At 67.7% G+C, this 26166-nt stretch carries 19 protein-coding genes; 15 read left to right on the forward strand and 4 right to left on the reverse strand.

Annotated features, from left to right (window positions below; translation table 11 throughout):
* Nucleotides 1-15: 15 nt before the first annotated feature.
* Nucleotides 16-363, reverse strand: a complete 348-nt coding sequence (arsC, locus tag LVB87_RS11250; protein ID WP_232898048.1) for an arsenate reductase (glutaredoxin) — start codon at nt 361-363, stop codon at nt 16-18.
* Between the two features lie 167 nt (nt 364-530).
* Here arsC and LVB87_RS11255 point away from each other — a divergent pair, with 167 nt between their 5' ends.
* The 7 genes from LVB87_RS11255 to LVB87_RS11285 all read left to right on the forward strand — a co-directional run bounded on the left by LVB87_RS11255 (nt 531) and on the right by LVB87_RS11285 (nt 13887).
* Nucleotides 531-3353 carry an FG-GAP-like repeat-containing protein gene (locus LVB87_RS11255; protein WP_232898049.1) on the forward strand — a complete coding sequence of 941 codons (2823 nt, stop codon included), beginning with the start codon at nt 531-533 and terminating at the stop codon, nt 3351-3353.
* Nucleotides 3354-4978: 1625 nt separating this feature from the next.
* Nucleotides 4979-6157: a VCBS repeat-containing protein gene (locus LVB87_RS11260; RefSeq protein WP_232900548.1), complete on the forward strand. Its 1179-nt coding sequence runs from the start codon at nt 4979-4981 to the stop codon at nt 6155-6157.
* Between the two features lie 64 nt (nt 6158-6221).
* Nucleotides 6222-6935: a hypothetical protein gene (locus LVB87_RS11265; RefSeq protein WP_232898050.1), complete on the forward strand. Its 714-nt coding sequence runs from the start codon at nt 6222-6224 to the stop codon at nt 6933-6935.
* 35 nt (nt 6936-6970) lie between these two features.
* On the forward strand, nt 6971-7312 hold the full coding sequence (locus LVB87_RS11270; protein WP_232900549.1) for a zinc ribbon domain-containing protein YjdM: 342 nt from the start codon (nt 6971-6973) through the stop codon (nt 7310-7312).
* Between the two features lie 114 nt (nt 7313-7426).
* Nucleotides 7427-7969 carry a hypothetical protein gene (locus LVB87_RS11275; RefSeq protein WP_232898051.1) on the forward strand — a complete coding sequence of 181 codons (543 nt, stop codon included), beginning with the start codon at nt 7427-7429 and terminating at the stop codon, nt 7967-7969.
* 132 nt (nt 7970-8101) lie between these two features.
* Complete coding sequence (locus LVB87_RS11280; protein ID WP_232898052.1) at nt 8102-10951, forward strand: FG-GAP-like repeat-containing protein; 2850 nt, start codon at nt 8102-8104, stop codon at nt 10949-10951.
* Nucleotides 10952-10962: 11 nt separating this feature from the next.
* Entirely contained in the window at nt 10963-13887 is a 2925-nt protein-coding gene (locus LVB87_RS11285) for an FG-GAP-like repeat-containing protein (RefSeq protein ID WP_232898053.1), read from the forward strand.
* A 14-nt stretch (nt 13888-13901) separates the two neighbouring features.
* Here the strand turns inward: LVB87_RS11285 and LVB87_RS11290 are convergent, their stop codons facing one another.
* On the reverse strand, nt 13902-14414 hold the full coding sequence (locus LVB87_RS11290) for a hypothetical protein (protein WP_232898054.1): 513 nt from the start codon (nt 14412-14414) through the stop codon (nt 13902-13904).
* A 128-nt stretch (nt 14415-14542) separates the two neighbouring features.
* Here LVB87_RS11290 and LVB87_RS11295 point away from each other — a divergent pair, with 128 nt between their 5' ends.
* From LVB87_RS11295 to LVB87_RS11330, 8 genes are read left to right on the forward strand one after another with little or no spacing between them, the layout of a single operon-like run.
* Complete coding sequence (locus tag LVB87_RS11295) at nt 14543-16171, forward strand: TldD/PmbA family protein (protein ID WP_232898055.1); 1629 nt, start codon at nt 14543-14545, stop codon at nt 16169-16171.
* A gap of 22 nt (nt 16172-16193) precedes the next feature.
* Nucleotides 16194-17528: a TldD/PmbA family protein gene (locus LVB87_RS11300; RefSeq protein WP_232898056.1), complete on the forward strand. Its 1335-nt coding sequence runs from the start codon at nt 16194-16196 to the stop codon at nt 17526-17528.
* The gene (locus LVB87_RS11305; RefSeq protein ID WP_232898057.1) at nt 17525-18226 is read left to right on the forward strand and encodes a DUF4159 domain-containing protein; all 702 of its coding nucleotides are present in this window, start codon (nt 17525-17527) and stop codon (nt 18224-18226) included. The genes LVB87_RS11300 and LVB87_RS11305 overlap by 4 nt, the downstream gene beginning before the upstream one ends.
* 13 nt (nt 18227-18239) lie before the next feature.
* Nucleotides 18240-19235 carry a MoxR family ATPase gene (locus LVB87_RS11310; RefSeq protein ID WP_232898058.1) on the forward strand — a complete coding sequence of 332 codons (996 nt, stop codon included), beginning with the start codon at nt 18240-18242 and terminating at the stop codon, nt 19233-19235.
* 13 nt (nt 19236-19248) lie between these two features.
* Complete coding sequence (locus LVB87_RS11315) at nt 19249-20160, forward strand: DUF58 domain-containing protein (protein ID WP_232898059.1); 912 nt, start codon at nt 19249-19251, stop codon at nt 20158-20160.
* Nucleotides 20157-21311 (forward strand): BatA domain-containing protein, encoded by a 1155-nt coding sequence (locus LVB87_RS11320; RefSeq protein WP_232898060.1) that lies wholly within the window; start codon nt 20157-20159, stop codon nt 21309-21311. Before LVB87_RS11315 ends, LVB87_RS11320 begins: the two co-directional genes overlap by 4 nt.
* Nucleotides 21308-23443 (forward strand): hypothetical protein, encoded by a 2136-nt coding sequence (locus LVB87_RS11325; RefSeq protein ID WP_343223377.1) that lies wholly within the window; start codon nt 21308-21310, stop codon nt 23441-23443. The genes LVB87_RS11320 and LVB87_RS11325 overlap by 4 nt, the downstream gene beginning before the upstream one ends.
* The gene (locus LVB87_RS11330; protein WP_232898062.1) at nt 23440-25332 is read left to right on the forward strand and encodes a hypothetical protein; all 1893 of its coding nucleotides are present in this window, start codon (nt 23440-23442) and stop codon (nt 25330-25332) included. The genes LVB87_RS11325 and LVB87_RS11330 overlap by 4 nt, the downstream gene beginning before the upstream one ends.
* Here the strand turns inward: LVB87_RS11330 and LVB87_RS11335 are convergent.
* Nucleotides 25289-25702 carry a hypothetical protein gene (locus LVB87_RS11335; protein ID WP_232898063.1) on the reverse strand — a complete coding sequence of 138 codons (414 nt, stop codon included), beginning with the start codon at nt 25700-25702 and terminating at the stop codon, nt 25289-25291. The two genes, LVB87_RS11330 and LVB87_RS11335, sit on opposite strands and share 44 nt — an antisense overlap.
* Before the next feature lie 54 nt (nt 25703-25756).
* Nucleotides 25757-26122 (reverse strand): hypothetical protein, encoded by a 366-nt coding sequence (locus LVB87_RS11340; RefSeq protein WP_232898064.1) that lies wholly within the window; start codon nt 26120-26122, stop codon nt 25757-25759.
* Between the last annotated feature and the right edge of the window lie 44 nt (nt 26123-26166).

The following is a 26166-nucleotide window of genomic DNA, read 5'->3' on the forward strand; positions in this document are numbered from 1 at the left end:
CGCCCTTGGAAGGGGTCAGAGCAGTTGGAGGACGTTCTCGATCGGCCGGCCGATGACGGCCCGACCCCCATGCACGAAGACCGGACGCTCGATCAGGATCGGATGCGCGTGCATCGCGGCGAGCAGTTCCTCGTCGCTGCGCGCGGGGTCGGCCAGGCCGAGCGTCTTGTATTCGTCCTCGCCCGTGCGCAGCAGCGCGCGGACCGGCAGCCCGAGCATGCGCACCAGCGCGCGGAGTTCCTTCACGTTGGGGGGCGTGTCGAGGTAGGCGACGACCTCCGGTTCCACGCCGTGTTCGGCCAGCAGGGCGAGCGCCCCCCGGGACTTGGTGCAGCGGGGGTTGTGGTAGTAGCGGCTGTCCATTCCACGAGTGTAACGCTCGACTGAATGAGGATTCGGACACCCTCCCTGCAAGCCCGCGCTTTTTCCCATCTGCGTTGCTAGAGTCCACCGGCGCTCGAAACGGGCGTTTTTCCTATTGACTCGGAGGTCGTGTGATCGGCAGGGAATTGCGGCGCATTGCGTGCGCCATGGTGGTAGGGATCTCGTTTGCCGGCGTGGCCTCGGCCCAGTCGCAATTCACCCAGATCGCAGGCGGTGCCTTCGGTGACGGCGGGGCGGCGACCTCGGCCAACATGCAGGGCGCCACGGACGTCGTGATCGACGCCGCCGGCAACATCTACGTCTCGCAATTCAACGCGAACCGAATTCGCAAGATCGCGACCAATGGCGTGGTCACCACGCTCATGGGCGGCATCACCGGCTTTGCAGGCGACAACGGCCTGGCCATCAACGCCGCCATGGATCGTCCCGACGGCCTTGCCGTCGACACGATCGGCAACGTCTATTTCAGCGACCGCGGCAACCGCCGCGTGCGCCGCATCGCGCCGAACGGCGTCGTCACCACGGTGGCGGGCAACGGCAGCGGCGCCACCTCGGGCGACAACGGCCTGGCGGTCAACGCGGGCCTGACGGCCCCCTCGGGCCTGGTGCTCGACGCCGCCGGGAACCTGTACATCGCCGACCAGGTCGCCAACCGCATCCGCAAGGTGACGCCGGGCGGCATCATCACCACCGTCGCCGGCACCGGCGCGGATGGCTTCACCGGCGACATGGGCCAGGCCACCGCCGCCACGCTGTCCAGGCCCACGGACGTCGACATCGACAGCGCCGGCAACCTGTACATCACCGATCTCGGCAACATGGCGTTGCGCAAGGTCGCAACCAACGGCGTGATCAACACGATCTTCACCGCGGCCAACATGTCCACGCACACGTCCGTCGACGGCGCGGGCAACCTGTACTTCGCCGACATCGGCGCGTGCACCCTGATGAAGCTGACCGGGCCGACCCTGACCCGCATCGGCGGCTCGGGCACGGCCTGCGGCGACGGCGCCAACGGCACCGTGGGCACGGTCACCAACATCGGTGCGGTCGAAGGCATCGCCATCGACTCGGCCGGCAACGTCATCTTCGTCGACGCGGACTACGCCCGCGTGCGCAAGATCTCGAAGCCCGGCAACATCCATACGATCGTGGCGGGCTTCGGCGGCGACATCCCCAATGGCACGCTCGCCAACAGCGCGCCGCTGTCGGCCAACATGGGCCTGGCAGTGGCCACCAACGGCGACCTGGTGGTGTCCGAACTCGCGCACCGTCGCGTGCGCCGCATCAGCGCCGGCCGCGTCTACACGCTCGGCGGCAGCGGGCTGTTCAAGGACCGCGGCAACTGCACCGTCGCCCTGCCGTGCCCGGCCACCGACATGGTGCTGTACCAGATCTACGGCGTGGCGTTCGGCAACAACGGCGCCGTGCTGGTGGCCGACCGCGGCCGCGCACGCGTGTTCTCCATCACCCCCGATGGCAACCTCGGCATCTTCGCCGGTACCACGCGTTCCGGCGACAACGGCGACGGCGGCCCGGCCGGCAACGCCATCATCGATCCCCAAGGCCTGGCGCGCGACGCGGCCGGCAACATCTACATCACCGACACGCGCGCCAGCCGCATCCGCAAGGTCGACACCGGCGGCACGATCACCACGTTCGCGGGCAGCACCATCGGTTACAGCGGCGACAATGGTCCGGCGACGAGCGCGAAACTCAACAGCCCGACGGCGTTGGCCACCGACGCGGCGGGCAACGTCTACGTGGCCGACAACGGCAACCTGCGCGTGCGCAAGATCACGCCGACCGGCGTGATCACGACCATCGCGGGCAACGGCGCCGATGCCATCACCGGCAACGGTGGCGCGGCGACCGCCGCCGCCATCGGCCAGGTGCGCGGCATCGCGGTCGATGCGAGCGGCGCGGTGTATCTCGCCGGCAACGGCACCCTGCGTCGCGTCCGCACGGACGGGCGCATCGAGGCGTTGCCGGGCTGGACGCACTACGCCATGTCGCTGGCGTTCCGCAGCGGGCTGCTCTACGTCGGCACGCAGGAAGGCTTGGTCTACACGCTGCCGGTGGGAACGCGCTCGAGCGACTACGACGGCGATGGCCGGTCCGACATCCTCTGGCGCAACGGGCAGACCGGCGCCAACGCGCTCTGGAAGGCGGCGAACAGCGCGCAGGCGCAAACGCTGACCGGCGCGACCAACCTCGCGTGGAAGATCCTGGGGCAGGGCGATTTCGACGGCGACGGGAAGGACGACATCTTCTGGCGCAACGTGCAGGACGGCAGCAACGTCATCTGGCGTTCGGCGAACTACGCCACGCAGACCCCCGTGTCGCGCGTGCCGGACGTGAACTGGGCGATGGTGGGCGTGGGCGACTTCGACAACGACGGCAAGGCCGACCTGGTCTGGCGCCACGGCGTCACGGGCCAGAACGTCATCTGGCGTTCGGGCAATTCGGCCACGACGACGACGCTGACGAGCACCACCGACAAGAACTGGAAGATCGTCGGCGTCGGCGATTTCAACGGCGACGGCGTGTCCGACCTGCTGTGGCGCAACGTCGTGACGGGCGCGAACGCGATCTGGCGTTCGGGCAACTTCGCCTCGACGCAGGCCGTCACGGGCGTCACCGACGTGGCGTGGAAGGTGCAGGCCGTGGGCGACTTCAACGGCGACGGCCGCGCGGACATCTTCTGGCGCAAGCCGAGCACGGGCCAGAACGTGATCTGGAACGATGCGCTCAGCACCTCGCCGCGCACCGTGGCCACCGCGGCCGCGCAGTGGTCCCTCGTGGCGGTCGGCGATTACGACGGCGATGGCAAGTCGGATCTGCTCTGGCGCAACACGGTCACCGGTGCCGACACCATCTGGCTCGGCGCCGATGCGACGAAGGTGCAGGCCGTGACCGGCGTGACCAACCAAGCCTGGAGTGTCGTACCCTACGAATTCCAGCCCTGACCTCGCGCAGGGCTTCATCAGGGGAAGATGAAGTGGCGAATTCGTTCCGGCGGCGCGCAGTGCGCGCCGCCTTTTTCATGGCGCTCGCCGGTGTGGGTTCCGCGGGCGCGACGACGTTGAAGTTCGATCTGGTCGCCGGCGGTGCGTTGGGCGACGGTGGCCAAGCCACGAACGCGCACATGCAGGATGCAGGAAGCCTCGTCTACGACAAGGCCGGCAACCTGTATGTGTCGCAGGCCTTCGCGAACCGCATTCGAAAAATCACGCCTTCGGGCGTGGTCACGACGATTGCCGGCGGCAAGTATGGTTTCAGCGGGGATGGCGGCCTGGCCGTCAACGCGAGCATCGCGGCTCCGCGCGGGCTTGTGTTCGATGCGGCCGGCAACCTGTATTTCGCTGACTCCGAGAACAAGCGCATTCGACGCATCGCGACGAACGGCACGATCACCACCATTGCGGGGAACGGCACCTACTCGTCCAACGGCGACGGTGGTCCTGCGCTGCAGGCGGGTTTCAAAAGGCCGGTCGCGGTGGAATTCGACGCCGCGGGTAACCTGTATGTCAGCGAATTCGAAGGAAACCGGGTCCGCAAGATCACGCCTGCCGGGATCATCACGACGGTCGCCGGTACGGGCGCGGAAGGCACGGATGGCAATGGCGGTCCCGCGACTTCCGCGACGCTGACGTATCCAAGCGGTCTCGCCTTCGATTCGGCTGGCAACCTTTACATCAGCGAAATCTCCGGCGGCGTTCGCAAGGTCACCCCGGCTGGCGCGATTTCTTTGCTCACCTCGATGACCGCGGAAGACCTGGTCTTCGCTTCGGACGGAACGCTGTACTTCGTCGAAGAAGATGGCTGCAGGCTGATCAAGCTGAAGGATTCGATCTCCACCAGCCTCGCGGGTGACCCCAACGGCACGTGTCACGCCAGCGGCGACGGCGGGCCGGCCTCCGCGGCCGAGCTGGGCGGCTACGCCCCCGGCATCGCCATCGATCCGGCGGGCAACATCGTCTTCAGCGATTCCGAAAGTGCGATCGTCCGCCGCTATGTCGTTGGCACCAGCCAGATGCAGCGCGTCGCGGGCGCCGGTCTTGAATTCCCGGACGGCCGCGATGCGAATGGCGCGTCGCTTGCCTCGCTTGCCGGGATCGCGGTCGACGCGACGGGCACGTTGGTGTTTGCCGATGCGTTCTATGCGAGACGCTGGGTGACCAGGACGCCGGGGGGCACGGTCACGACGACACCGTCCATTGGAACCCCGCTTGATGTGGCGTTCCGCTCCGACGGCCGGGCCTTCGCGCTGAGCCGCGGCGCGTCTCGCATCACGTCGCTCGACGGGGTGGACACGTACTACATCAGCGGCATGGGCGCTCGCTCCGTTGCGGCGGACAGCATCGGCAACCTCTATGTGGCCGACTACACAAACAACGTCATTCGAAAAATCGACTTGGCGGGGAACAACTCCATCATCGCGGGAACAGTCGGCTACCCGACGAGATCCGGCGATGGCGGGCCGGCCGTCGACGCCATGCTTGTGCGTCCGTTCGAAATCGCCGTCGATGCGACGGGCAACATATACTTTGCCGAGAGCGGGCGCATTCGCAGGATTGGCACCGACGGCATCATGACCGCGTTCGCCGGTGCCGATCCGGCCAACGGGGACTATTCGGCATCTCCCGATGGCACGCTCGCGGCAAACGCCGTCGTCGGTATTTCCGGTGGTCTTGCGGCAGACGCCTCCGGCGTTTATTTCATCTCCGGTGGCTCCGTCCGCCGCTTCAATCCCGCTGGCGTGCTCGAAACGCTTCACGGCCTGCCGTTTTACGCGGTGTCGCTGGCGACGCGGGACGGTCACCTCTATGTGACCACGCGCGATGGCCGCGTTTGGCATGCGAACCTCGCGAACGCCACCACCGCGCCCGTCGCCCACGACTTCAACGGCGACGGCTACTCCGACGTCCTCTGGCGCAACACGCAGACCGGGCAGAACGTCGCCTGGAAGTACGCCAACAGCACCAAGACGCAAGCCATCACCGGCGTCACCCAACTCGCCTGGAAGATCGCTGGCCAGGGTGACTTCGACGGCGACGGCAAGGACGACCTGTTCTGGCGCAACACGCAGACCGGCGCGAACACGATCTGGCGTTCGGCCGACAACACCACGCAGACCGCCACCACCGGCGTCACCGACCTGGCGTGGTCCGTCGTCGGCGTGGGCGACTTCAACAAGGACGGCAAGTCGGACCTGGTCTGGCGCAACGCCAACACGGGCGCGAATGCGATGTGGCGTTCGGGCAACGCCGCCACGCAGACCGGCATGACCACGATCACCGACAGGAACTGGAAGATCGTGGGCGTGGCCGATTTCAACGGCGACGGCGCCTCCGACCTGTTGTGGCGCAACACCGCGACGGGCGCGAATGCGATCTGGCGTTCGGGCAACTACAGCACGCCACAGACGGTCACCTCCGTCACCAGCCAGCAGTGGAAGGTGCAGGGCGTCGGCGACTTCGACGGCGACGGCCGCGCCGACATCTTCTGGCGCAACCCGACGACGGGCCAGAACGCGCTGTGGAACGACGCCAACGGCGCTTGGGTGCGCGCGGTGCCGACCATCGCACTGCAGTGGAAGGTCGTCGCGGCCGCCGATTACGACGGCGACGGGCGCGCGGACATTCTTTGGCGCAACACCTCGACGGGCGCGGACACCATCTGGCGCAGCGGCGATCCGAACCTGGTGATGCCGGTGGCGGCAGTCGGCAGCCAGGCGTGGGTCGTGCAGCCGGCCGAGTTCCAGCCCTGACGAAAGGCAGGGGACGGCACCGCCGTCCCCGCCGCACGCTGGGCCTCCCCCGAGGAGGCCCCGCATGCTTGCTCTCGCACTCACTGCCGCGCTTGCGGCGGCTACGCCCGCGCCGCAAGGCGACCGTCTGCCGGAAGGCACCTGGTGTTACGCCATCACGGCCTCGAAGGACGGCGCGACGCAGACCGTCGGCCACACCTTCCAGTCGATCGAACGCACCACGCACGACGGCAAGCCCGCGCTGAAAGTGGTCGTGCACCAGCGCATGGGCGCGAAGTTCGACCTGCGCGATACCTTCCTGCTCGATGCGGCCACGCTGCGTCCGTTCGAAGTCGCGAGCGCGCGATTCGGCAAGCCGCACGTGCGCGATGTCTACGACGCCAAGGGCGTGACGGAAACGCGTTGGGACAAGGACGGCAAGGACACCACGACGACCAAGCCGCTCGCGCGCCCGGTGTGGGAAGGCAACCTCTATGGCGTGATGTTCGCCGCACTGCCGCTGGAACAAGGTGCGTCGTACGCGGTGCCGTTCTATCAGTACGACAAGGGCGAGGGCACGTTCGCGATCGACGTGACGGGCACGCGCACGGTCGACACGCCGGAGGGCAAGCGCGAGGCGATCGTGCTCAAGGCCGGGCCGTCGAAGGACGAGCAGATCGAATATCTCATCGGCGCATCGCCCCGCCTGGAGTTGGCCTACACCGGGCCCCAGGGTTTCGGCCAGTCGCTCGCGCCGAACTGCGCGGGATTCGAAGCGGCCGTCCCGGCCACGCCCTGAGGCCTAGAATGGCGGCCCCCCGAGAGGTCGCCGCCATGCCGCACGTTCCCGCCTGTCCGCAATGCACGCTCGAGAACACCTACGCCGACGGCGATCGGTTCGTGTGCGCGGATTGCGGTTTCGAATGGACGGCGGAGGCCGTTGAAGCGCCTGGCGCGGCGATGGTCGTGCGCGACAGCAACGGCAACGTGCTCGTCGAAGGCGACACGGTGGTGGTGATCAAGGACCTGAAGGTGAAGGGGTCTTCGATTCCGCTGAAGCAGGGCACGGTGATCCGCCAGATCCGCCTGGTCGAGGACGACCCTGAGCACATCGAAGGCAATTCCGAGAAGATCAAGGGCCTCGTGCTCAAGACGATTTTCCTCCGCAAGGCCTGAGCGAAAATTTCTTTCGCGCTGAATGCGCGATTCGCACTTCGGGACGGTTGTAGGCGCGCGAATGCGGGACTAGTCTCGACCCGTGGCTTGGGGAAGCCCGGGGAGCAAGTGCAAATGAATTTCCGCAAGACGATCCTGATCGGCGCGCTCGCATGCGTTGCCTTGCCCGTGTTCGCCGGCCAGTCCGCCGATGGCACGCCCCCGTGGCGTCCGGATGCGAACGCCGCGCGCGACACCGCCGCCGGCTTCGCCATCTCCACCGCGATGGTGGTCAACGACGTCGCCACCCGCTGCGCGGCGATCGACGCCGACCACGCCGCCGCCGCCAATGCCGCGCGTGATGCATGGTGGGCGCGCAACCAGTTGATGGTGGAAACCGCCAACGGCTATGTCCGCTACCTGCAGGCACTCCACCAGGTGAAGCGCGGCGAAGAAGCAGCGAGGACGTTTTATGCAAGCGTGTTCGACGACCTGCGCGCGCAGAGCGATGAAAGCGTGGCGGGCCTGTTCAAGGACGTGAAGGACGAGCGTGCGACCTGCGAGCACCTGGTCGCCGCCTATACCGACGGCCGCATGGACCTGGCGGCGAGCGACGACCAGTACCAGATCCTCGTGGCGATGGATCGCGATCTGAAGACGTATCGCGGCATTCAGTGACGCGAAGTCACCCGGTGACCTGCGGTCTACGGGAGGAATTCCCGCTGCGCGGCCGCCGTGGGCCCGGATATAGTCGCGCGTAACCGTGGGGGGCCTCCGATGATCGGGGGCGCGGTCGACGAGGCGGATTGCATGGAAAGCAAGGAGCAGGGCGCATCGCGCCTGGCGGTGTTCGGTCGCGCGTTCTGCGCATCGATGTTTGCGGGCGCCCTGGCGCTCTCCTCGAGTCTCGTGGTCCCGGCGCAAGCCGCGCCATTGAATTTTCGCCTGATCGCGGGCGGTGTCACCGGCGATGGTGGGCAGGCGGCCAACGCCAGCTTCATCGGCCTCGGCGACCTGGTCTTGGATCCGGCCGGCAATCTTTACGTCAGCGAGTTCGCCGGCAACCGCATCCGAAAGATCGCGCCGGACGGCACGATCACGACGATCGTCGGCGGCGCGGGCGTCGGCTTCAGCGGCGACGGTGGCCCGGCGTCCGCGGCGCGTATCAGCGGCCCGATGGGCCTCGTGCGCGATGCCTCCGGCAATCTGTATTTCTCCGACTCGCGCAATCATCGCGTGCGTCGCATCGACGGCGCCGGCACGATCACGACCATCGCCGGTGGTGGTGAACAGGTCTCGGGGACCGGCCCCGCGACCAGCGCAAAGTTGTACGAACCCAGCGGCCTCGCGTTCGATGCGGCCGGTGACTTGTACTTCGCCGACGCGAGCGACTACCGCGTTCGCAAGATCGCGATGGAGAGCGGCACGATCAGCGTGTTCGCAGGCGATGGCGGTATCGGCTACGTCGGCGACGGTGGCCCGGCGACTTCCGCGCGATTCAATCGCCCGCTCGGCATCGACTTCGACGCCGCCGGCAATCTCTACGTCGCCGACCTGGTCAACAGCGCGGTCCGCAAGATCGCCACCGACGGCACGATCTCGACGATCATGACCTGGGACTTCATGCAGCCGTCCAACGTCGCCGTCGGGCCGGATGGCGCGGTGTACACGGACGACTACAACAGTTGCCTGGTGATGAAGTGGAAGGACGGCGTGACCACCACGGTCACCGGCGACGGCACCTGCGAGGAGAAGGGCGACGGCGGCATGGCGTCGCTGGCGAGCAGCGGTTCGGTCGACGGCATGGTCTTCGACGCGTCGGGCGCCCTGTATCTCGCCGATGCCGATTTCTCCCGCATCCGTCGCATTTCGGCCGACGGTTTCATCTCCACCTTCGCCGGCCGCAAGCGCACGTTCACGGACGGCACGCCTGCGCTCGACGTTCCGCTGACCTGGGGCCTGGGCGTTGCGACGTCCGCCACCGGCAATGTCGCGATCGCCGACTCGATGTGGGAGCGGCGCGTGGTTGAAGTGTCCGCGTCGGGCACGGCGAAACTGCGCGCGGGCAACGGCACGCTGTCCACGAGCTGCAGCCTGCCTTGCGCCGCCAAGGACTTCAGCCTTTACCAGCCGTGGGGCGTTGCCTATGCGCCGAACGGCACGCTGCACGTCGGCGACCGTGTCCTCAACCAGGTGTATGCCGTGGACGCGAACGGCACGATGCGCGTCGTCGCCGGCTATCGCGGCTCGGTCGGCGGTGGCGAAGGCGCGCCGGCGACGTCGGTGAAGATCGATCCGTACGGCATCGCGTTCGATCCGTCGGGCAATCTGTTCATCGCCGACTACCTCAACAACCGCATCCGCAAGGTCGATGCCGCCGGCGCGATGACGACCGTCGCCACGTCCTACCACCCGATGTCGCTGACCACGGACGTCGCGGGCAACGTGTACTACTACGAGAAGGACTCGCTGATCATCTACAAGCTCGCACCGAACGGTTCGGTGACCCACGTCGTCGGCAACGGCGGCCTGAGCCAGGACGAGTCCGAAGGACAGAACGCGGTCAACACCTACATTCCCGACGGTTATGGCTTGGCGGTGCATCACGGCGAGGTGTTCTTCTCCGTCAGTGGCCGCGTACGCAAGCTCGGGCGCGATGGCCTGGTGCACACGGTCGAGGGTTTCAGCGATTACGCCCGTGGGCTGGCAATCGGCTGGAACGCGCTCATCGTGAACGGGCAGAACGGCCGCGTGACGCGCGCCGCGCTCTCCCGCCCGGTGCACGACTTCGAAGGCGACGGCCGCGGCGACCTGTTCTGGCGCAACGGCACCACCGGCGCGAACGCCCTGTGGAAGGGCGGCAGCGCGGCGACGCAGCAGGCGGTGACGAGCGTGACCGACAAGGCGTGGAAGCTCGTCGGCTCCGGCGACTTCGACGGCGACAGCCGCACCGACTTGTTCTGGCGCAACACCAACACCGGCGCGAATGCCATCTGGCGGGGGGCGATCAGCACGCAGCAGATCAGCACCGTGGGCGTCACCGACCAGGCATGGAAGGTCGTGGCCGTCGGCGACTTCGACGGTGACGGCCGCAGCGACCTGTTCTGGCGCAACACCACCACCGGGGCGAACACGATCTGGCGCTCGGCCAGCAATGCGACGCAGACCACGACGACAGGCGTGACCAACCTCTCCTGGCAGGTCGTCGGTGCGGGCGACTTCGACGGCGATGGCCGCGACGACGTGCTGTGGCGCAACGCCGCCGATGGCAGCGGCACGATCTGGAAGTCGGGCAACGGTGCCACGCAGCAGGGCATCACGCGCATCACAGACATGCGATGGAAGACCGTGGGCATCGGCGATTTCGACGCCGACGGCCGCGCCGACATCGCGTGGCGCAATTCGGTGACCGGGGCGAACACGATCTGGAAGGCGGGCAATTCCGCGACGTTGCAGACGGTGGTGGGCGTGACGCAGGCAGGTTGGCAGATCCAGCGCGTGGGCGACTTCGACGGCGACGGTCGCGCGGACCTGTTCTGGCGCAACACCACGAACGGTGCGAACACCATCTGGCGTGCGGCCAACAACCTGACGCAGACGGCGGTGAGCGGCGTGACAGACCTTGCGTGGACCGTGTTGCCCACCGAAAGCCAGCCCTGAAGGACTGCACCATGAAGATCACGAACGGCGGCCGCATGGCCGCCACGCTGAAGTGCGCAGCAACGCTGGGCCTGGTCGTCGGCGTTGCGAGCATCGCTTCGGCCGGTGCGTCGCTTGCGCCGCTGTCGATCGACTACACCGTGATCGCGGGCAACGCCGCGTCCGGCGACGGCGGCCCCGCCACGCTGGCGAACCTGCACGGCGTGCACGACGTGGCCTTCGACGCCGCGGGCAACCTGTATTTCTCGCAATCCTTCGGCAACCGCATCCGCAAGGTGTCCACCGATGGCACGATCACCACGATCGTGGGCGGTCCGCTCGGATTCGGCGGCGATGGGGGGCCCGCCTCGCAGGCCCTGATCAAGGAACCGATGGGCCTGCGCTTCGACGCGGATGGCAATCTGTTCTTCGCCGACACCGGCAACCACCGCATTCGTCGCATCGCAACCGACGGCACGATCACCACGGTCGTGGGCAGCGGCAGCGCACAGCCGACGGGCGAGGGCGTGATTGCGACCGATGCGGGCCTCGCGTATCCCTACGACATCGCGTTCGATGCAGCCGGCCAGTTGTTCATCAGCGACGCGTCTGCGCATCGCATCGTGGTCGTCAGCGGGGGCGTGACCTGGACCTACGCCGGCGACGGCTCCCGCGGCTTCTACGGCGACGGCGGCGGTGCCATGTCTGCGCAGCTCAACACGCCCGAAGGCATCGACGTGGATGCCGCCGGCAACCTGTACATCGCGGACACGGGCAACAACCGGATCCGCAAGGTGTCCACCGGCCGCACGATCAGCACGGTCAAGTTCGCGGCCGACCTGGCGCCTTACGACGTGCGGGTGATGCCGTCCGGCGACCTGCTCTACACGCAGACCGGTGAGTGCTCGCTGCGGCGCTTCGCACCCGATGGGTCTTCCGACACGCTCGTCGCCGGCGCGTCCGGGGACTGCGAATTCCACGGCGACGGCGGCGCTGCCGCCAGCGCAGGCACGAGCGAGGTCGAGGGCATCGCCGTCGGCCCCGATGGCAACGTGTACTTCGCCGAACCCGCGCACCAGCGCGTGCGCCGCGTGGATTCAAACGACGGCACGATCTCGACCGTCGCCGGCAACGGCGCCACCGTCGTCGACGACAGCGTGGCCCTCACCGCACGCCTCACCACAGGCCGCCACATCGCGGTGAATGCGAAGAACGAAATCGCGCTCGTCGACGATTGGTTCGCCAAGCGCGTCATGCGCATCGGCACCGATGGCAGGATCCGCACGCTCGCGGGCAACGGCCGCCGCGCTTCCAACTGCACTAGCGATCCTTGCAACGGCACCGACTTCGCGCTGATCGATCCGTGGGGCGTCGCATGGGCCGGCAACGGCACCGACGTGTTCGTCAGCGATCGCACGAAGGACCGCATCTATCGCCTGGTCAACGGCAAGGTGCAGGACTTCGCGGGCGAGCGCGCCTCCGAAACGCCGATGGGCAGCAATGGCGACTATGGTCCGGCAAGCAAGGCGGTCATGGACCCGTATGGCATCACCACGGACAGCTTGGGCCTGGGCATGTTCGTGGCCGACTACGGCAACCATCGCTTGCGTTACATCGACGTCTACGGCGACATCACCACCGTGGCGGGCAACGGCGCGTCGGGTTTCAGTGGCGACGGTGGGCCGAGTGCGTTCGCGCAGTTGTCGTATCCCAATTCGGTCGCGGTCGACCTCGAAGGCATCACCTACGTCAGCGACGTGGGCAATCGCCGCATCCGCAGGATCGACCTGGACGGCATCATCACCACCTTTGCCGGCAACGGCAGCAGCGTGCAGAGCGGCGACGGCGGTCCGGCGACGCAGGCGGGCCTGGGCGTCGTGCGCTACATCGCGGTGGACAAGACCGGCCTGTATGTCGTGGCGGACGGCACGCTGCGCCGCATCGCGCCGAACGGCATGATCCATACCTTCGGCAACATCCCCGAGAACCTGCAAGGCATCGCCATCCGCAACGGCACGCTGTACGCGGCCTCGCGCAGCGGCCGGGTGCTGAAGATCTCGCTCGTGCCGTTCCAGCGCAACAACCAGGATTTCGACGGTGACGGCCGCGCGGACCTGTTCTGGCGCAACACCACCACCGGCCAGAACACGCTGTGGAAATCGGGGAATGCCGCGACGCAGCAGGCGATGCTGGGTGTCACGAACCAGGCGTGGAAGGTCGTGGGCATCGGCGACTTCAACGGCGACGGCCGCGCGGACCTTGCGTGGCGCAACACGACCGATGGCCAGAACACGATCTGGTTGTCGGGCAACAGTGCGACGCAACGCGGCATGGCCCGCGTCGCGGACCAGGGCTGGACGGTGATGGGCGTCGGCGACTTCAATAAGGACGGTCGCGACGACCTGTTCTGGCGCAACACGCGCACGGGGCAGAACTGCCTCTGGTATTCGGGCGATGCCAAGACGCAGGTGATGGCGGCCGGCAATGCGGACCTCGCGTGGCGGGTTGCCGGCACGGGCGACGTGGACGGCGATCGCGCCGACGACGTGGTGTGGCACAACACGGCCACGGGCGAGAACATCATCTGGCGCTCGGGCACGACCGCCAAGGTCCAGGGCATGCTCGGCGTGACGAACCTGGCATGGGACATCACCGCCGTCGGCGATGTCGACAACGACGGCAAGGCCGACGTGGTCTGGCGCAACACCAGCACCGGCCAGGGCACGATCTGGCTGGCCGCGCATACCGACACGCAACGCGGCCTGCCGGCCGTGACCGACCGGAACTGGAAGGTCGTGCGCGTCGCCGATTTCGATGGCGACGGTCGCGCGGACCTGTTCTGGCGCAACGTGCGCACGGGCCAGGACGTGGTGTGGCGCTCGGCGAACGGCAGCACCACCACGCCCACGTCCGCAGTGACCAATCTCGCGTGGACGATCATGCCCGCGCGCCCCTGAGGCGTGCGGGCGCCTCAGCGCCGCGGCTTCCAGTCGGCGTGCTTGATGTACGCCGGCCGGTCCTCGTCCTTCCACTGCTCGCATTGCCGCGCGAGCCACTCGAACCACTCGGCCCACGACGGTTGCTTCTGCTCCTCGCGGATCTGGATCAACCACGGGCCGAGCTTGCGCCACATCACCACGATGATGCCGCCCGCGAGTTCGACCACGAGCGGGAAGGGCGCGATCCGGCGGAAGACCAACACGCCGAGCGTCTCGAACGTCGTGCACACCAGCACCGCGGCGTACTCCGCTTCGAAGCCCTCGTCACGCAGGCGCTCGGCCGACACCGCATCCGGCATGCCGCGCAGGATCGTCAGGGCGCGCGCGAGCTCGGCGCCGATGAAGGTGCGCATGACCTCCGCCGCCACCGCCTCCTGGCGTTGACGTTTGTATTCGAGGAACTGGATCAGCGCGAAGATCGCGCCGCCCACCACTGTGGCCGCGCCCACGGCCTGGGCGATATTGCCGAGATCCTGCAGGGTCATGGAAGGGGACAACGCAGGAGGCGGTGCTCCTCGGCCTTCCGGTAGCCCGAAGGTCACTTGACCAAGCCCGGCGCGGCTCCGCACAGTCGCCGGGGATTTCGGGATCCATTCTCTCGGGGAGTACACAAGTGGATAGACGCACGTTCCTCACGATGTCAGGCGTCGGCGTGGCCGGCCTGATGCTGCCCTTCGGGCGCGCCATCGCCGCCGAGGCGCTGGTGGTGCCGCTGGACGTGGCACGGAAGAAGACGCTGGCCGACGCCGCCCTGCAGGCGGCCACCTCGGCGGGCGCCTCGTATTGCGACGTGCGCATCGGGCGCTACCTGCGCCAGTTCGTGATCACGCGCGAAGACAAGGTCGAGAACGTGGTCAACACCGAGTCCACGGGCATCGGCGTGCGCGTGCTCGTCAACGGCGCGTGGGGCTTCGCGGCCACCAACGACCTGACGTCGCAGGGTGCGGTGAAGGCCGCGCAGCAGGCCGCCGCGATCGCCAAGGCCAATTCGAAGATGCAGACCACCCCCGTGCAGCTGGCCAAGACGCCGGGCGTGGGCGAGGTCGCGTGGAAGACGCCGATCGTCAAGAACTCGATGGAAGTGCCGCTCAAGGACAAGGTCGACCTGCTGCTCGGCGTGAACGCCGCGGCGATCAACGCCGGCGCCGACTTCGTCAACTCGATGCTTTTCCTGGTCAACGAGCAGAAGTACTTCGCGTCCACCGATGGCAGCTACATCGACCAGGACGTGCACCGCATCTGGGCGCCGATGACGGCCACCGCCATCGACAAGGCCACCGGCAAGTTCCGCACGCGCGACGGCTTGTCCTCGCCGATGGGCATGGGCTTCGAATACCTCGACGGCGCGCAGTCCGGCAAGTTCGTCTCGCCCAACGGCGTGGTGAACTACGGCCTGTCCTACGACATGAAGGAAGACGCGATCGCCTCGGCCAAGCAGGCGCGCGCCAAGCTCACCGCGCCGTCGGTGAAGCCGGGCAAGTACGACCTCGTGCTCGATCCTTCGCACACCTGGCTCACCATCCACGAGTCCATCGGCCATCCGACCGAACTCGACCGCGTGCTCGGCTACGAAGCCAATTACGCGGGCACCAGCTTCGCCACGCTCGACAAGCGCACCAACAAGTTCCAGTACGGCAGCCCCAACGTCACGGTGTTCGCCGACAAGCTGCAGAAGGGCAGCCTGGGTGCGGTGGGCTACGACGACGAAGGCGTGAAGACCAAGCGCTGGGACCTGATCAAGGACGGCGTGCTGGTCGATTACCAGACCATCCGCGACCAGGCCCACATCCTGGGCAAGACCGAATCCGACGGTTGCTGCTACGCCGACTCCTGGTCCAGCGTGCAGTTCCAGCGCATGGCCAACGTGTCGATGGCGCCGGGCAAGGGCAAGCTCTCCGTCGCGGACATGATCAAGGACGTCGAGAACGGCATCTACATCATCGGCGACGGTTCGTTCTCCATCGACCAGCAGCGCTACAACGCGCAGTTCGGCGGCCAGCTGTTCTACGAAATCAAGGACGGCAAGATCACGCACCAGATCGAAGACGTGGCCTACCAGATCCGCACGCCGGAGTTCTGGAACGCGTGCGTCGCGGTCTGCGACGAAAGCGACTACCGCCTCGGTGGTTCGTTCTTCGACGGCAAGGGCCAGCCGGGCCAGGTCTCGGCGGTCTCGCACGGGTCGAGCACGGCACGCTTCAACGGCATCAACGTCATCAACACCGCCCGCAACCTCGGCTGACCTGCGCCTGGAGACCCACTAGATGAGCATCCTTACCGAAGAGCAGGCGAAGGCGATCCTGGACAAGGTCGTCGCCTTGTCGAAGGCCGACCAGTGCACGGCGCAGTTGACCGGTTCGGTCGACGGCAACATCCGTTTTGCGCTGAACAACATTTCCACCAGCGGCATCGTGGAAGACACCGAGCTCGCGGTCGAAGTCGCCTTCGGCAGCAAGGTCGGCGTGGCCACGATCAACGAGTTCGACGACGCCGCGCTTGAACGCGTGGTGCGCCGCGCCGAGGACCTCGCTCGACTGGCGCCGGAAAACCCGGAGTTCATGCCGGCGATCGAAAAGCAGACCTACAAGCCCAGCCCGACCTTCAGCCCGTCGATCGCGGCGATCACGCCGGAATACCGCGCGCAGGTCGCGGCCGATTCGATCGGGCCGTGCAAGAACGAAAAGCTGATCGCCGCCGGCTTCCTGGAAGACGGCCAGAGCTTCGTGGCCTTCGCCAACAGCAAGGGCAACTACGGTTACCAGCGCGCGACGAACTTCAACTACACCTGCACCGTGCGCACCGAAGACGGGCACGGCTCGGGTTGGGTGGGGCGCGACGTGAAGGACGCCGGCGAGTTCAAGGCCGACGACGACATCCGCATCGCGATGCGCAAGGCCACCGAGTCGTCCGAAGCCAAGGCGCTGGAGCCGGGCAAGTACACGGTGATCCTGGAACCGGCCGCGGCCGCGGGCCTGATCTCCTTCATGATGAATTTCTTCGGCGCGCGCGAGGCCGATGAAGGCCGCAGCTTCCTGTCGAAGAAGGGCGGCGGCAACAAGCTCGGCGAACAGGTCTACGACCCGCGCGTGAACTTCAGCGCCGATCCGTGGGATCCGGAAGCGCCGGTGCTGCCGTGGGACGGCGAAGGCCTGCCGCGCGAGAAGATGCCGATCGTGCAGAACGGCAAGGTGAGCGCGCTGCAGTACTCGCGTTATTGGGCGAAGAAGCAGGGCAAGCGTGCGGTCGGCGAGCCCGGCAACCTGCTGATGTCCGGCGGCGACAAGACCACCGCGCAGCTGGTGGCCGGCACGCAGAAGGGCATCCTGGTCACGCGCACCTGGTACATCCGCATGGTGGATCCGCAGACGGTGCTGCTCACGGGCCTGACGCGCGACGGCACGTTCTACATCGAGAACGGCGTGATCAAGCATCCGGTGAAGAACTTCCGCTTCAACGAATCGCCGGTGATCATGCTCAACAACATCGAGGAACTCGGCAAGCCGGTCCGCGTGGCGGGCGACGAGTCGAACCTGCTGATGATGATCCCGCCGATGAAGCTGCGCGACTTCACCTTCACTTCGCTCTCGGACGCCGTGTGACGCGATCGCAATTCCTCCGGCTGCTCCTCCTCGGGGCAGCCGGAGCCGCACTTCCGCCACGCGTGCGCGCGGCGCGGGCGGAGTACGACTTCTGGTTCACGCGCCTGAAGTACGACTCCGGCGACTGGGACGTGGACCAGCGCATGCCGTCCAACCTGGTCACCTCGCTGATCGACTACACCAACCTGCGCGTGGACCCGAAGGAGCACGTGCTGGCATTGGCCGATCCGAAGATGCTCACGGCGCCGTTCTGCTACATGGCCGGGCACAAGCTGGTGGAGTTCAATCCGCAGGAGCGGCGCAACTTCGAGCGGTACGTGCGCAACGGGGGCTTCGTGCTGGTCGACGATTGCAACCACGACATCGATGGCTTGTTCGCGAAGTCCTTCGAAGCGCAGATGGCCTCGATCTTCGGGCCGAAGGCCTTGAAGAAGTTGCCGAACAACCATCCGCTCTACCGCAGCTTCTTCCAGTTCAAGGACGGGCCGCCCGCAACGGGCTTCGAGTTGAACGGGTGGGGCGATGACCTCGTGCACGATTACCTGCGCGGGATCGAGATTGACGGCCGGCTCGGCGTGCTCTACAGCAACAAGGATTATGGTTGCGAGTGGGACTACGACTGGCGCAACAAACGCTTCCTGGCCGAGGACAACACCAAGTTCGCGGTCAACATCGTCATGTATGCATTGAACAGCTGACAGGTCCTCCACCATGAACGACGCCGTCACCGAAGCCGACCTGAAAGCGCAGCTTGCGCACCTGTCCACGCTGCGCGCTGCGATCGCGCAGGCGATCGTCGGGCAGGAGGCCGTGGTCGAACAATTGCTGATCGGTTTGCTTGCCGGCGGGCATTGTTTGCTCGAAGGCGTCCCGGGCCTGGGCAAGACGCTGCTGGTGCGTTCGCTCGGGCAGGCACTGGCGTTGCAGTTCCGCCGCGTGCAATTCACGCCCGACCTGATGCCGAGCGACATCCTCGGCACCGAGTTGCTGGAAGAAGACCATGGCACCGGGCATCGGCATTTCCGTTTCCAGCCGGGGCCGATCTTCACCAACCTGTTGCTGGCCGATGAATTGAACCGCACGCCGCCGAAGACGCAGGCCGCGTTGCTGGAAGCGATGCAGGAACGCACGGTGAGCTACGCCGGCGTGACGCATGCGCTGCCGTCGCCGTTCTTCGTGCTCGCCACGCAGAATCCGCTGGAGCAGGCCGGCACGTATCCCTTGCCGGAAGCGCAGCTCGATCGCTTCCTGCTGCACATCCGCGTCGAATATCCGAGCGAGCGCGAGGAGTACGACATCCTGGCGCAGACCACCGGTACGTCGACCGCGCAGGTGCCGCAGGTGATGCACGGCGAAGAAGTGCTGGCCTTGCAGGCACGCGTGCGCGAAGTGCACCTGGGTCCCGACCTGATGGGGTGGATCACGCGCCTGGTGCGCGCAAGCCGTCCTGGCGAGCACGCGCCCGCGGAGATCCGCAATTGGGTGAAGTGGGGCGCGGGTCCGCGCGCAGGGCAGTCGCTGGTGCTCGCCGCGAAGGCGCGTGCCCTGCTGCACGGGCGCCTGGCGGCCACGCGCGAGGACATCCTTGCGCTCGCCGCACCCGTGATGCGCCATCGTCTCCTGCTGTCCTTCGCGGCGGAAGCCGAGCAGAAGAGCTCGGACGATGTGATTGCCGCGCTGCTGCGCAGCGTGCCGTTCAACGCCTGACGCGAGCCTTCGCGTGCACGCAGGGTCTTCGATCGCAGAACTGATTCCGCCGCAGGTACGCGCGCGGTTGAAGGATTTGCGCCTGACGTCGCGCCGCGCGGTGGGCGTGCAAGGCGTTGGCCTGCACCACAGCCGCAGCCGCGGCGCGGGCCTGGAGTTCGCGCAGTACCGCGCGTACGAGCCGGGCGACGAATTGCGGCAGGTGGATTGGAAGCTCTACGCGCGCTCGGATCGTTTCTTCGTGCGCGAGGCGGAACGCGAAAGCCCGTTGGCGGTGTGGTTGCTGGTGGATGCCACGGCCTCGATGGTGCAGGAAGATGCGGCGCGGCCCGGGTGGTCGCGCCTGTCGGCGGCGAAGGGCCTGGCGGCGTGCATCGCCGAGCTTGCCTTGCGGCAGGGCGATCGCTTCGGCATGGCGATCCTGCGCGGCGATGGTGTGCGCCTGGTGCCGCCCGGGTCGTCGGTGCGACAGCGCGATCGTTTGTTCCTCGAATTGCATGCGCTCGCGGCGGAAGGACGTTGGCCGAACGCGGAGCAGTTGCGCCCGTTGTGGGAACGCATCGGTGCGGGCGATCTCGTCGTGTTGCTCAGCGATCTGTTCGATGGCGGCGCGGTCGACGTGGCCGCGCGCTTGGCGGCCGCGCGCCGGGAAGTGCTGGCGATCCAGATCCTGACCGCGGAAGAGCGCGACTTTCCGTTCGACGGCGGGCATCGCTTCCGCGATCCGGAAACCGGGGAGGAGTTGCTCGGTGACGGGTCGGCGATGCGTGGGGACTTCCTTGCGCGGTTCGCGGAAGCGCGGCGCGCCGTGGATGCGCGACTGGATGCCGCGGGCATCCGACACGCCGACTACGTGCTCGACCAGCCGCTCGATCTTCCGCTGCGCCGCTTGTTCGGCGCGCGCGACGCCGCGGAGTACGCGTGAACCTGGCGTTCCTGTTGCCCGCCGGGCTCGCGGCGCTGGCGGCGGTGCTGCTGCCGTTGCTGATCCATCTCGCGCGACGCAGCGAGCAGCGGCCGACCGTGTTCGCCGCGCTGCAGTGGTTGCGGCAGAAGCCGAAGCCGCGGCATCGGATTCGGTTCGACGAGTGGTTGTTGCTGCTGGTGCGCGTGCTGTTGGTGGCGTTGCTTGCCGTCTTGCTGGCGCGGCCGGTGCTGTTCGGTGCGGCGAGCGATGCGCCGTGGGTGGCGGTGGCGCCGGGTGTTGAGCTAGCGGCAGCGAAACATGTCAACGCGCCCGCGAACGCGCGATGGCATTGGCTTGCGCCAGGCTTTCCTGCCTTGGCTGCAGCGCCAACGAAGGATGCGCCGATCACGAGCCTGTTGCGTGAACTGGATGCAAGCCTGCCGCCCAAGGTCGCGCTGATCGTGGTGGTGCCCGAGCGGCTAGACGGTGTGGATGCGCAACTGCCAACGTTGAGCCGACGCGTTGACTGGCGCGTGGTGGGCGCGACGTCGAGTGCGGAGGCTGCGCGAGCGACGGCCGCATCGCCGCCTGCGTTGGCCGTGCGCTACGCGCCTGCGCGTGTTGACTCGGTGCGGTACCTGCGCGCGGCGATGACGGCGTGGCAGTCGTCCGGCGCGCCGGATATCGCCGCGGCGGGGCAAGCGCTTTCGCCTGGCGCGAAACACCTCGCATGGCTCGTTCCGGGCCCGGTTCCCGCCGATGTGGTCGCATGGGTGGAGGGCGGCGGCACGGTCTTGCTCGACGCACAGGCTTCGCTCGCGGGGATGCCCGCCGTCGTGCCGGCATGGCGCGACGGTGACGGTGCGCTGCTCGCGGAAGGCGCGTCACTGGGGCGGGGCAGGGTATTGCGATTGACCAGGCCGCTCGCGCCTGCCGACATGCCGGTCCTGCTGGACGGCGACTTCCCGCAACAACTGCGTGCGTTGTTCGAACCAGCGCCGCCCGCACCCGCGCGCGCTCGGGCCGTTGACCACGCGCCAGTCACCGGTGCCGTTGCCTATGCGCAGCCCCCGCGCGAACTGACGCCATGGCTGTTGCTCCTGATCGTGCTGGTGTTCGCCATCGAGCGTTGGCTGGCGACGGCTGCGCGACGCGGAGTGGCGACGTGAGCGCGGTGACGTTGTTGCGCGATGCCTTGCGTCGTGCGCGTGCGCGGCGTGGCTTCGACGTGGCCTTGGCGTGCTTGCCGTGGATCGCCATTGCGACGGTCCTGGCGTGGCGCCTGGAGGGTTGGCGCGCGGCGTCGCTCGTTGCGCTCGTGTCGATCGCTGCGATGGTCACACTCGCGCGCCATCGCATTCGCCGACTCGACAACACCTGGCTAGTGCGCGAACTTGATGCGCAACGCCCGGAACTCGAGGACAGCACCGATCTGTTGTTCGCACCGCCGGACAAGCTCACGCCGCTGGAGCGCCTGCAGGTCACGCGCCTCCAGTCGCGCCTGGAGGCGGGCCGCGCGATCGATGTGCGGCCCGGCTGGTCGAAGCGCGCGATCGTGCTCGGCCTTGCTTTCGCCGCCTTGTCGATCACCGCGATCCTCGCGTGGCCCGCACGGCAACCGGTGACCTTCGACAACGTGCTGGCGAACATCGGTGTTGCGACCACGGCACCGACACACACGCGCGTAGTCGAACAGCAACTCCATGTCGCACCACCGTCCTACACGCGCCTGCCCGCGCGCGACACCGCGACGCTCGACGCCAAGGCGCCGCAGGGCACGCGCCTGCAATGGACCCTGCGCTTCGCACCGCAACCGAAGGCCGCCGAGCTCGTCTTCCACGACGGCCGCCGCGTCGCCCTCGCGCGCGACGGCGATGCGTGGCATGCCGCCGATGTCCTCGCGCGCTCCGCGCTGTATCGCATCGTGCTGCACGATGCACCGCCGTTGCAGGCGTCGACCCTGCATCGCCTGGACGCGATCGCCGATCGCCCGCCGGAATTGCGCGTCGTGGATCCCGACCGCGGCCTGACCCTCATGCAATCGGGCCAGCGCAGTTGGGCGCTCGCCTTCGAAGGCAGCGACGACTACGGTCTGTCGCCGAACGCACGCCTGCGCATCACGGTCGCGCACGGAAGCGGAGAAGCCATCGAGTTCCGCGAACAGGAAGTGGGCGTCACCGGCGCGGGGCCAGCGACCTCGAAGCGTTACGTGCGCCGCCTCGACCTCGGGGCACTGGGCCTGGCCGAAGGCGACGACCTCGTCGTGCAACTACGCGTCGACGACAACCGTTCACCCGGCCCGCAATCGGTGCGCAGCGCGAGCGTGATCCTGCGCTGGCCGCCCGACCTCGGCGCCGAGGCGACAGGGGTGGAGGGCATGGTGAAGAAGGTGCTGCCCGCGTATTTCCGCAGCCAGCGCCAGATCATCATCGACGCGGAGGCGTTGTTGAAGCAGAAGCGCACGCTGGCCAGTGAGCGCTATCTCAAGCGCAGCGACGAAATCGGCGTGGACCAGCGCATCCTGCGCATGCGCTACGGGCAGTTCCTGGGCGAGGAAGCGGAAGGCGAACCGCAGGCGCCGCCGACCAACGATCAGACGGCTGCACCGCCTGCGGACGATCACGACCATGCGGCGGCCAAGCCCGCCGACGCGCCCGCGTTCGGCCAGGACACCGCGGTGGAGCAGCAGTTCGGCCACACCCACGACCAACCCGAGGCCGCGACGCTGCTCGATCCGGAAACGCGCGCGACCCTGAAGCAGGCGCTCGACCAGATGTGGCAGTCGGAACAACACCTGCGCCAGGGCAAGCCGGAGGACGCACTGCCGTACGCCTATCGCGCCTTGGGCTTCATCAAGCAAGTGCAGCAGGCCACGCGGATCTACCTTGCGCGCGTGGGAACGGAACTGCCGCCCATCGATGAATCGCGGCGCATGAGCGGCGATCGCGCGGGGCTGGCGCGCAGCGGCGATGCGCTGGCGTCGGCCACTGTGCCGGATCCCGAGCTTGCGGGTTTGTGGCGCGCGCTCGACGAAGTGCCGGGTGCGTCGTCCGACGTGGACTACGCGTCGCTCGAGCGCTGGCTGCGGGACCACCAATCCGAATTGCGCGATCCGCTGTCCTTCGTCGCCGCGATCGAAGCCTTGCGTGCCGATCCCCATTGCGTGCAGTGCCGCCGCGACCTGCGCGCCCTGCTGTGGCCGCTGCTGCCGCGGCCCGCCGCCAACGTCCAGCGTCGCGAGGGCGACGATGCGACCTCGCGCCGTTACCTCGATGCCTTGCGCGAGGCACGTGCGCCATGAACACGTTGACGTTCGGCGCACACACCGTGGATGTCGCCGCGCTGGTGGCGACGGTGCTCGCGGTCGTGGTCATCGCCTCGATTGCGCGCCAGCTGCTGCGCCATACGCACAGCGCGAAGCACGCAACGACCTGGCGCCTGATCGTGCTCGCGGTCGCGCAGCCGATTTGCGCTGCGTTGCTGTACCTCGCACTTTTCCCGCCGACGCTCCCGGGCGAAGCGGGCACGCTGGTGGTCGCAACCGCAGGTGCGTCGGCATCGCGCGCCTCGGCGGGGAAGGGGGATGCGTTCGTCGCGCTGCCGGAAGCGCCGGCGCTCACCGACGTCGAACGCGTGCCCGACCTCGCCACGGCGCTGCGTCGCCATCCGGGCATGCAGCGCCTGCGTGTCCTCGGCGCGGGCCTGGTGGCGCGCGATCGCGATGCGGCGCGCGGTCATGCAGTGGTGTTCGAGCCCGATGCGTTGCCGCCTGGCCTCGTGATACTCGATGCGCCGACACAGGCTGTCGCGGGAGGTGATTTCCGCGTCCATGGTCGCGCGCAGGACCTGCGCGGCGGCGTCGCCGAATTGCTCGACCCCGGCCGCCAGCGCGTCGATCGTGTCGCGCTGCCCGATGACGGTCGCTTCGCGCTCGACGCCACGACGCGCGTACCCGGCGCGGCGGTCTTCACGCTGCGCCTGCGCGACGCACGTCAACGCATCGTCGATGACATCGCCTTGCCGATGCAGGTCGACGCGCCAACGCCGCCCCGCGTCCTGCTGCTCGCTGGCGCGCCCGGCCCCGAAATCAAATACCTCCGCCGATGGGCGCGCGATGCGGGCGTGGCCATGCAGGCGCAGATGGCGGTCGGCGGCGGCGTGGAACTCGGCGACACACCGATCGCAGTGAACGCCGCCAACCTCCAGCGCTTCGACCTGGTGATCCTCGACGAGCGCGCTTGGTCGGGCCTCGGTGAATCGCAACGCGCGGCGTTGACCGAAGCGATCCGTGGTGGGCTGGGCATGCTGCTGCGCGTGACGGCGGCCTTGTCGGAGCCGGAACGTCGTCGCTTGCGCGCACTGGGCTTCACCGTCGACGAAGGCCGCGACGCCACCGAAGTGCAACTGTCAAATGCAACGCGCGACGACGACGCCCTGCGCGCCCGCATCGGCCCCGGCACGCGCGATCAGGCGCGCACGCACGACGCGCCTGTTCCCGAAACGCCTGTGCTGACGCAGCGCACCTTGCGCATGACCGCCGACGACGGCGTTCCCTTGCTGCGCGACCAGCAAGACCAGACGCTCGCACTCTGGCGTGCCGAAGGCCGCGGCCGCGTCGCGGTGTGGCCGCTGACGGACACGTATCGCCTGGTGCTCGCGGGCCGCGATGACCTGCACGCCGAAACGTGGAGCGATGCATTGGCGACGCTCGCACGCGCGCAGAACGGGGCGCGCTTCACGATCGACGGGGAAACGCGCGTGGGCGAGCGCGTCGCGATCTGCGGCATCGCGCGGGAGGCAAGCGTCACGTCGCCCCGCGGCGCAACGGTTACGGCCTTGGTCGATCCGAACACAGGCGCGCGCAATTGCGCCGCGTTCTGGCCACGCGAAGCGGGCTGGCATCGCGTGACCTCCGCAGGTCGCGCACAACTGTTCCATGCGCGTGCGACCGACGACGCCCCTGGCCTGCACACAAGCCTCGTGCGCGAAGCGACCTTGCAGCTCGCCGCCGATGCGCCGACCTACGATGCAGCGACAAGCGCATCGCTTCCGGTCCCGCGCCATCCGGGCGCGCGTTGGCCCTGGTGGCTCGCATGGCTGCTGGCGAGCGGCGCGTTGTGGTGGTTCGAGCGTTCGCGACGCGGCGTCAGGTCCCCGGACGCGTCGGCGCCTTCTTCCCGTACCAGGTAAACGCGTCGCCTGGCAGCGACAGCTTGTTGGCATCGTCGCTGCCCAGTTGCTGTTCGATCCAGGCGGCCTGGTCTTCGACGCCCAGCGACTTTGCGATGCCCGTGAGGACGTTGCTGCTGGTCTTGCGCGGCGTCAGCGGCATCACCGTGAATACGCGCTTCTTCCAGTCGAAGGTCCAGCACGCTTTCTGCACCTTGCGCCCGTGTTGCATGCGCGCGGCGCCGTGGTAGCTGATGCGGTTGCACTCGGGGAGCATGTCGTCGGTGAGGACGATGGTGGTGCCATCGTTCCGCTTCACGCTGGCGATATCGGCGGCGCGTGCGGTGGGCGCGATGCAAGCGAGCGCGACGATGACCGGGACGAAACGCATCAGTGAATCCGCGGGGGAACCAGCGCAACAAGCGTACATGATTCGGTGGCGGCGTCAGGCTTGCAGCCCATAGTACGTGGCCACGCTGCCCGCGAAGACCAGCATGGAAGACCCGATCCAGGCCGCGATCAGCGCGCCGGTCGCGAGCAAGCCGCCCTTGGCACCACGCGAGCGGAAGAAGTAGTAGGGCAGTGCCACGATGGCCAGGAGAATCACACCGATATCGAGCAGGCGCGAGCGGCGGTAGCCGCGCTGTTCGGCGTCGATGCGGTACCAGGCGAAGAGGAGCAGGAGGCACGCGATCGTGGCCACGATGATCGTCGGTGGATACGGAATGCCGGGATAGAAATACTGGTCGGCCATGCCCGAAAGGAACGAAACCACCGCAAGCGCCAGCCACACGATGTTCTTGGGTGCCATTGTCTTTCCCCCGTCGGGCGCCTCCCCGGGCGCGCAACGAGCAT

Source organism: Lysobacter sp. KIS68-7, from assembly GCF_021284745.1.
Lineage (GTDB): Bacteria > Pseudomonadota > Gammaproteobacteria > Xanthomonadales > Xanthomonadaceae > Noviluteimonas.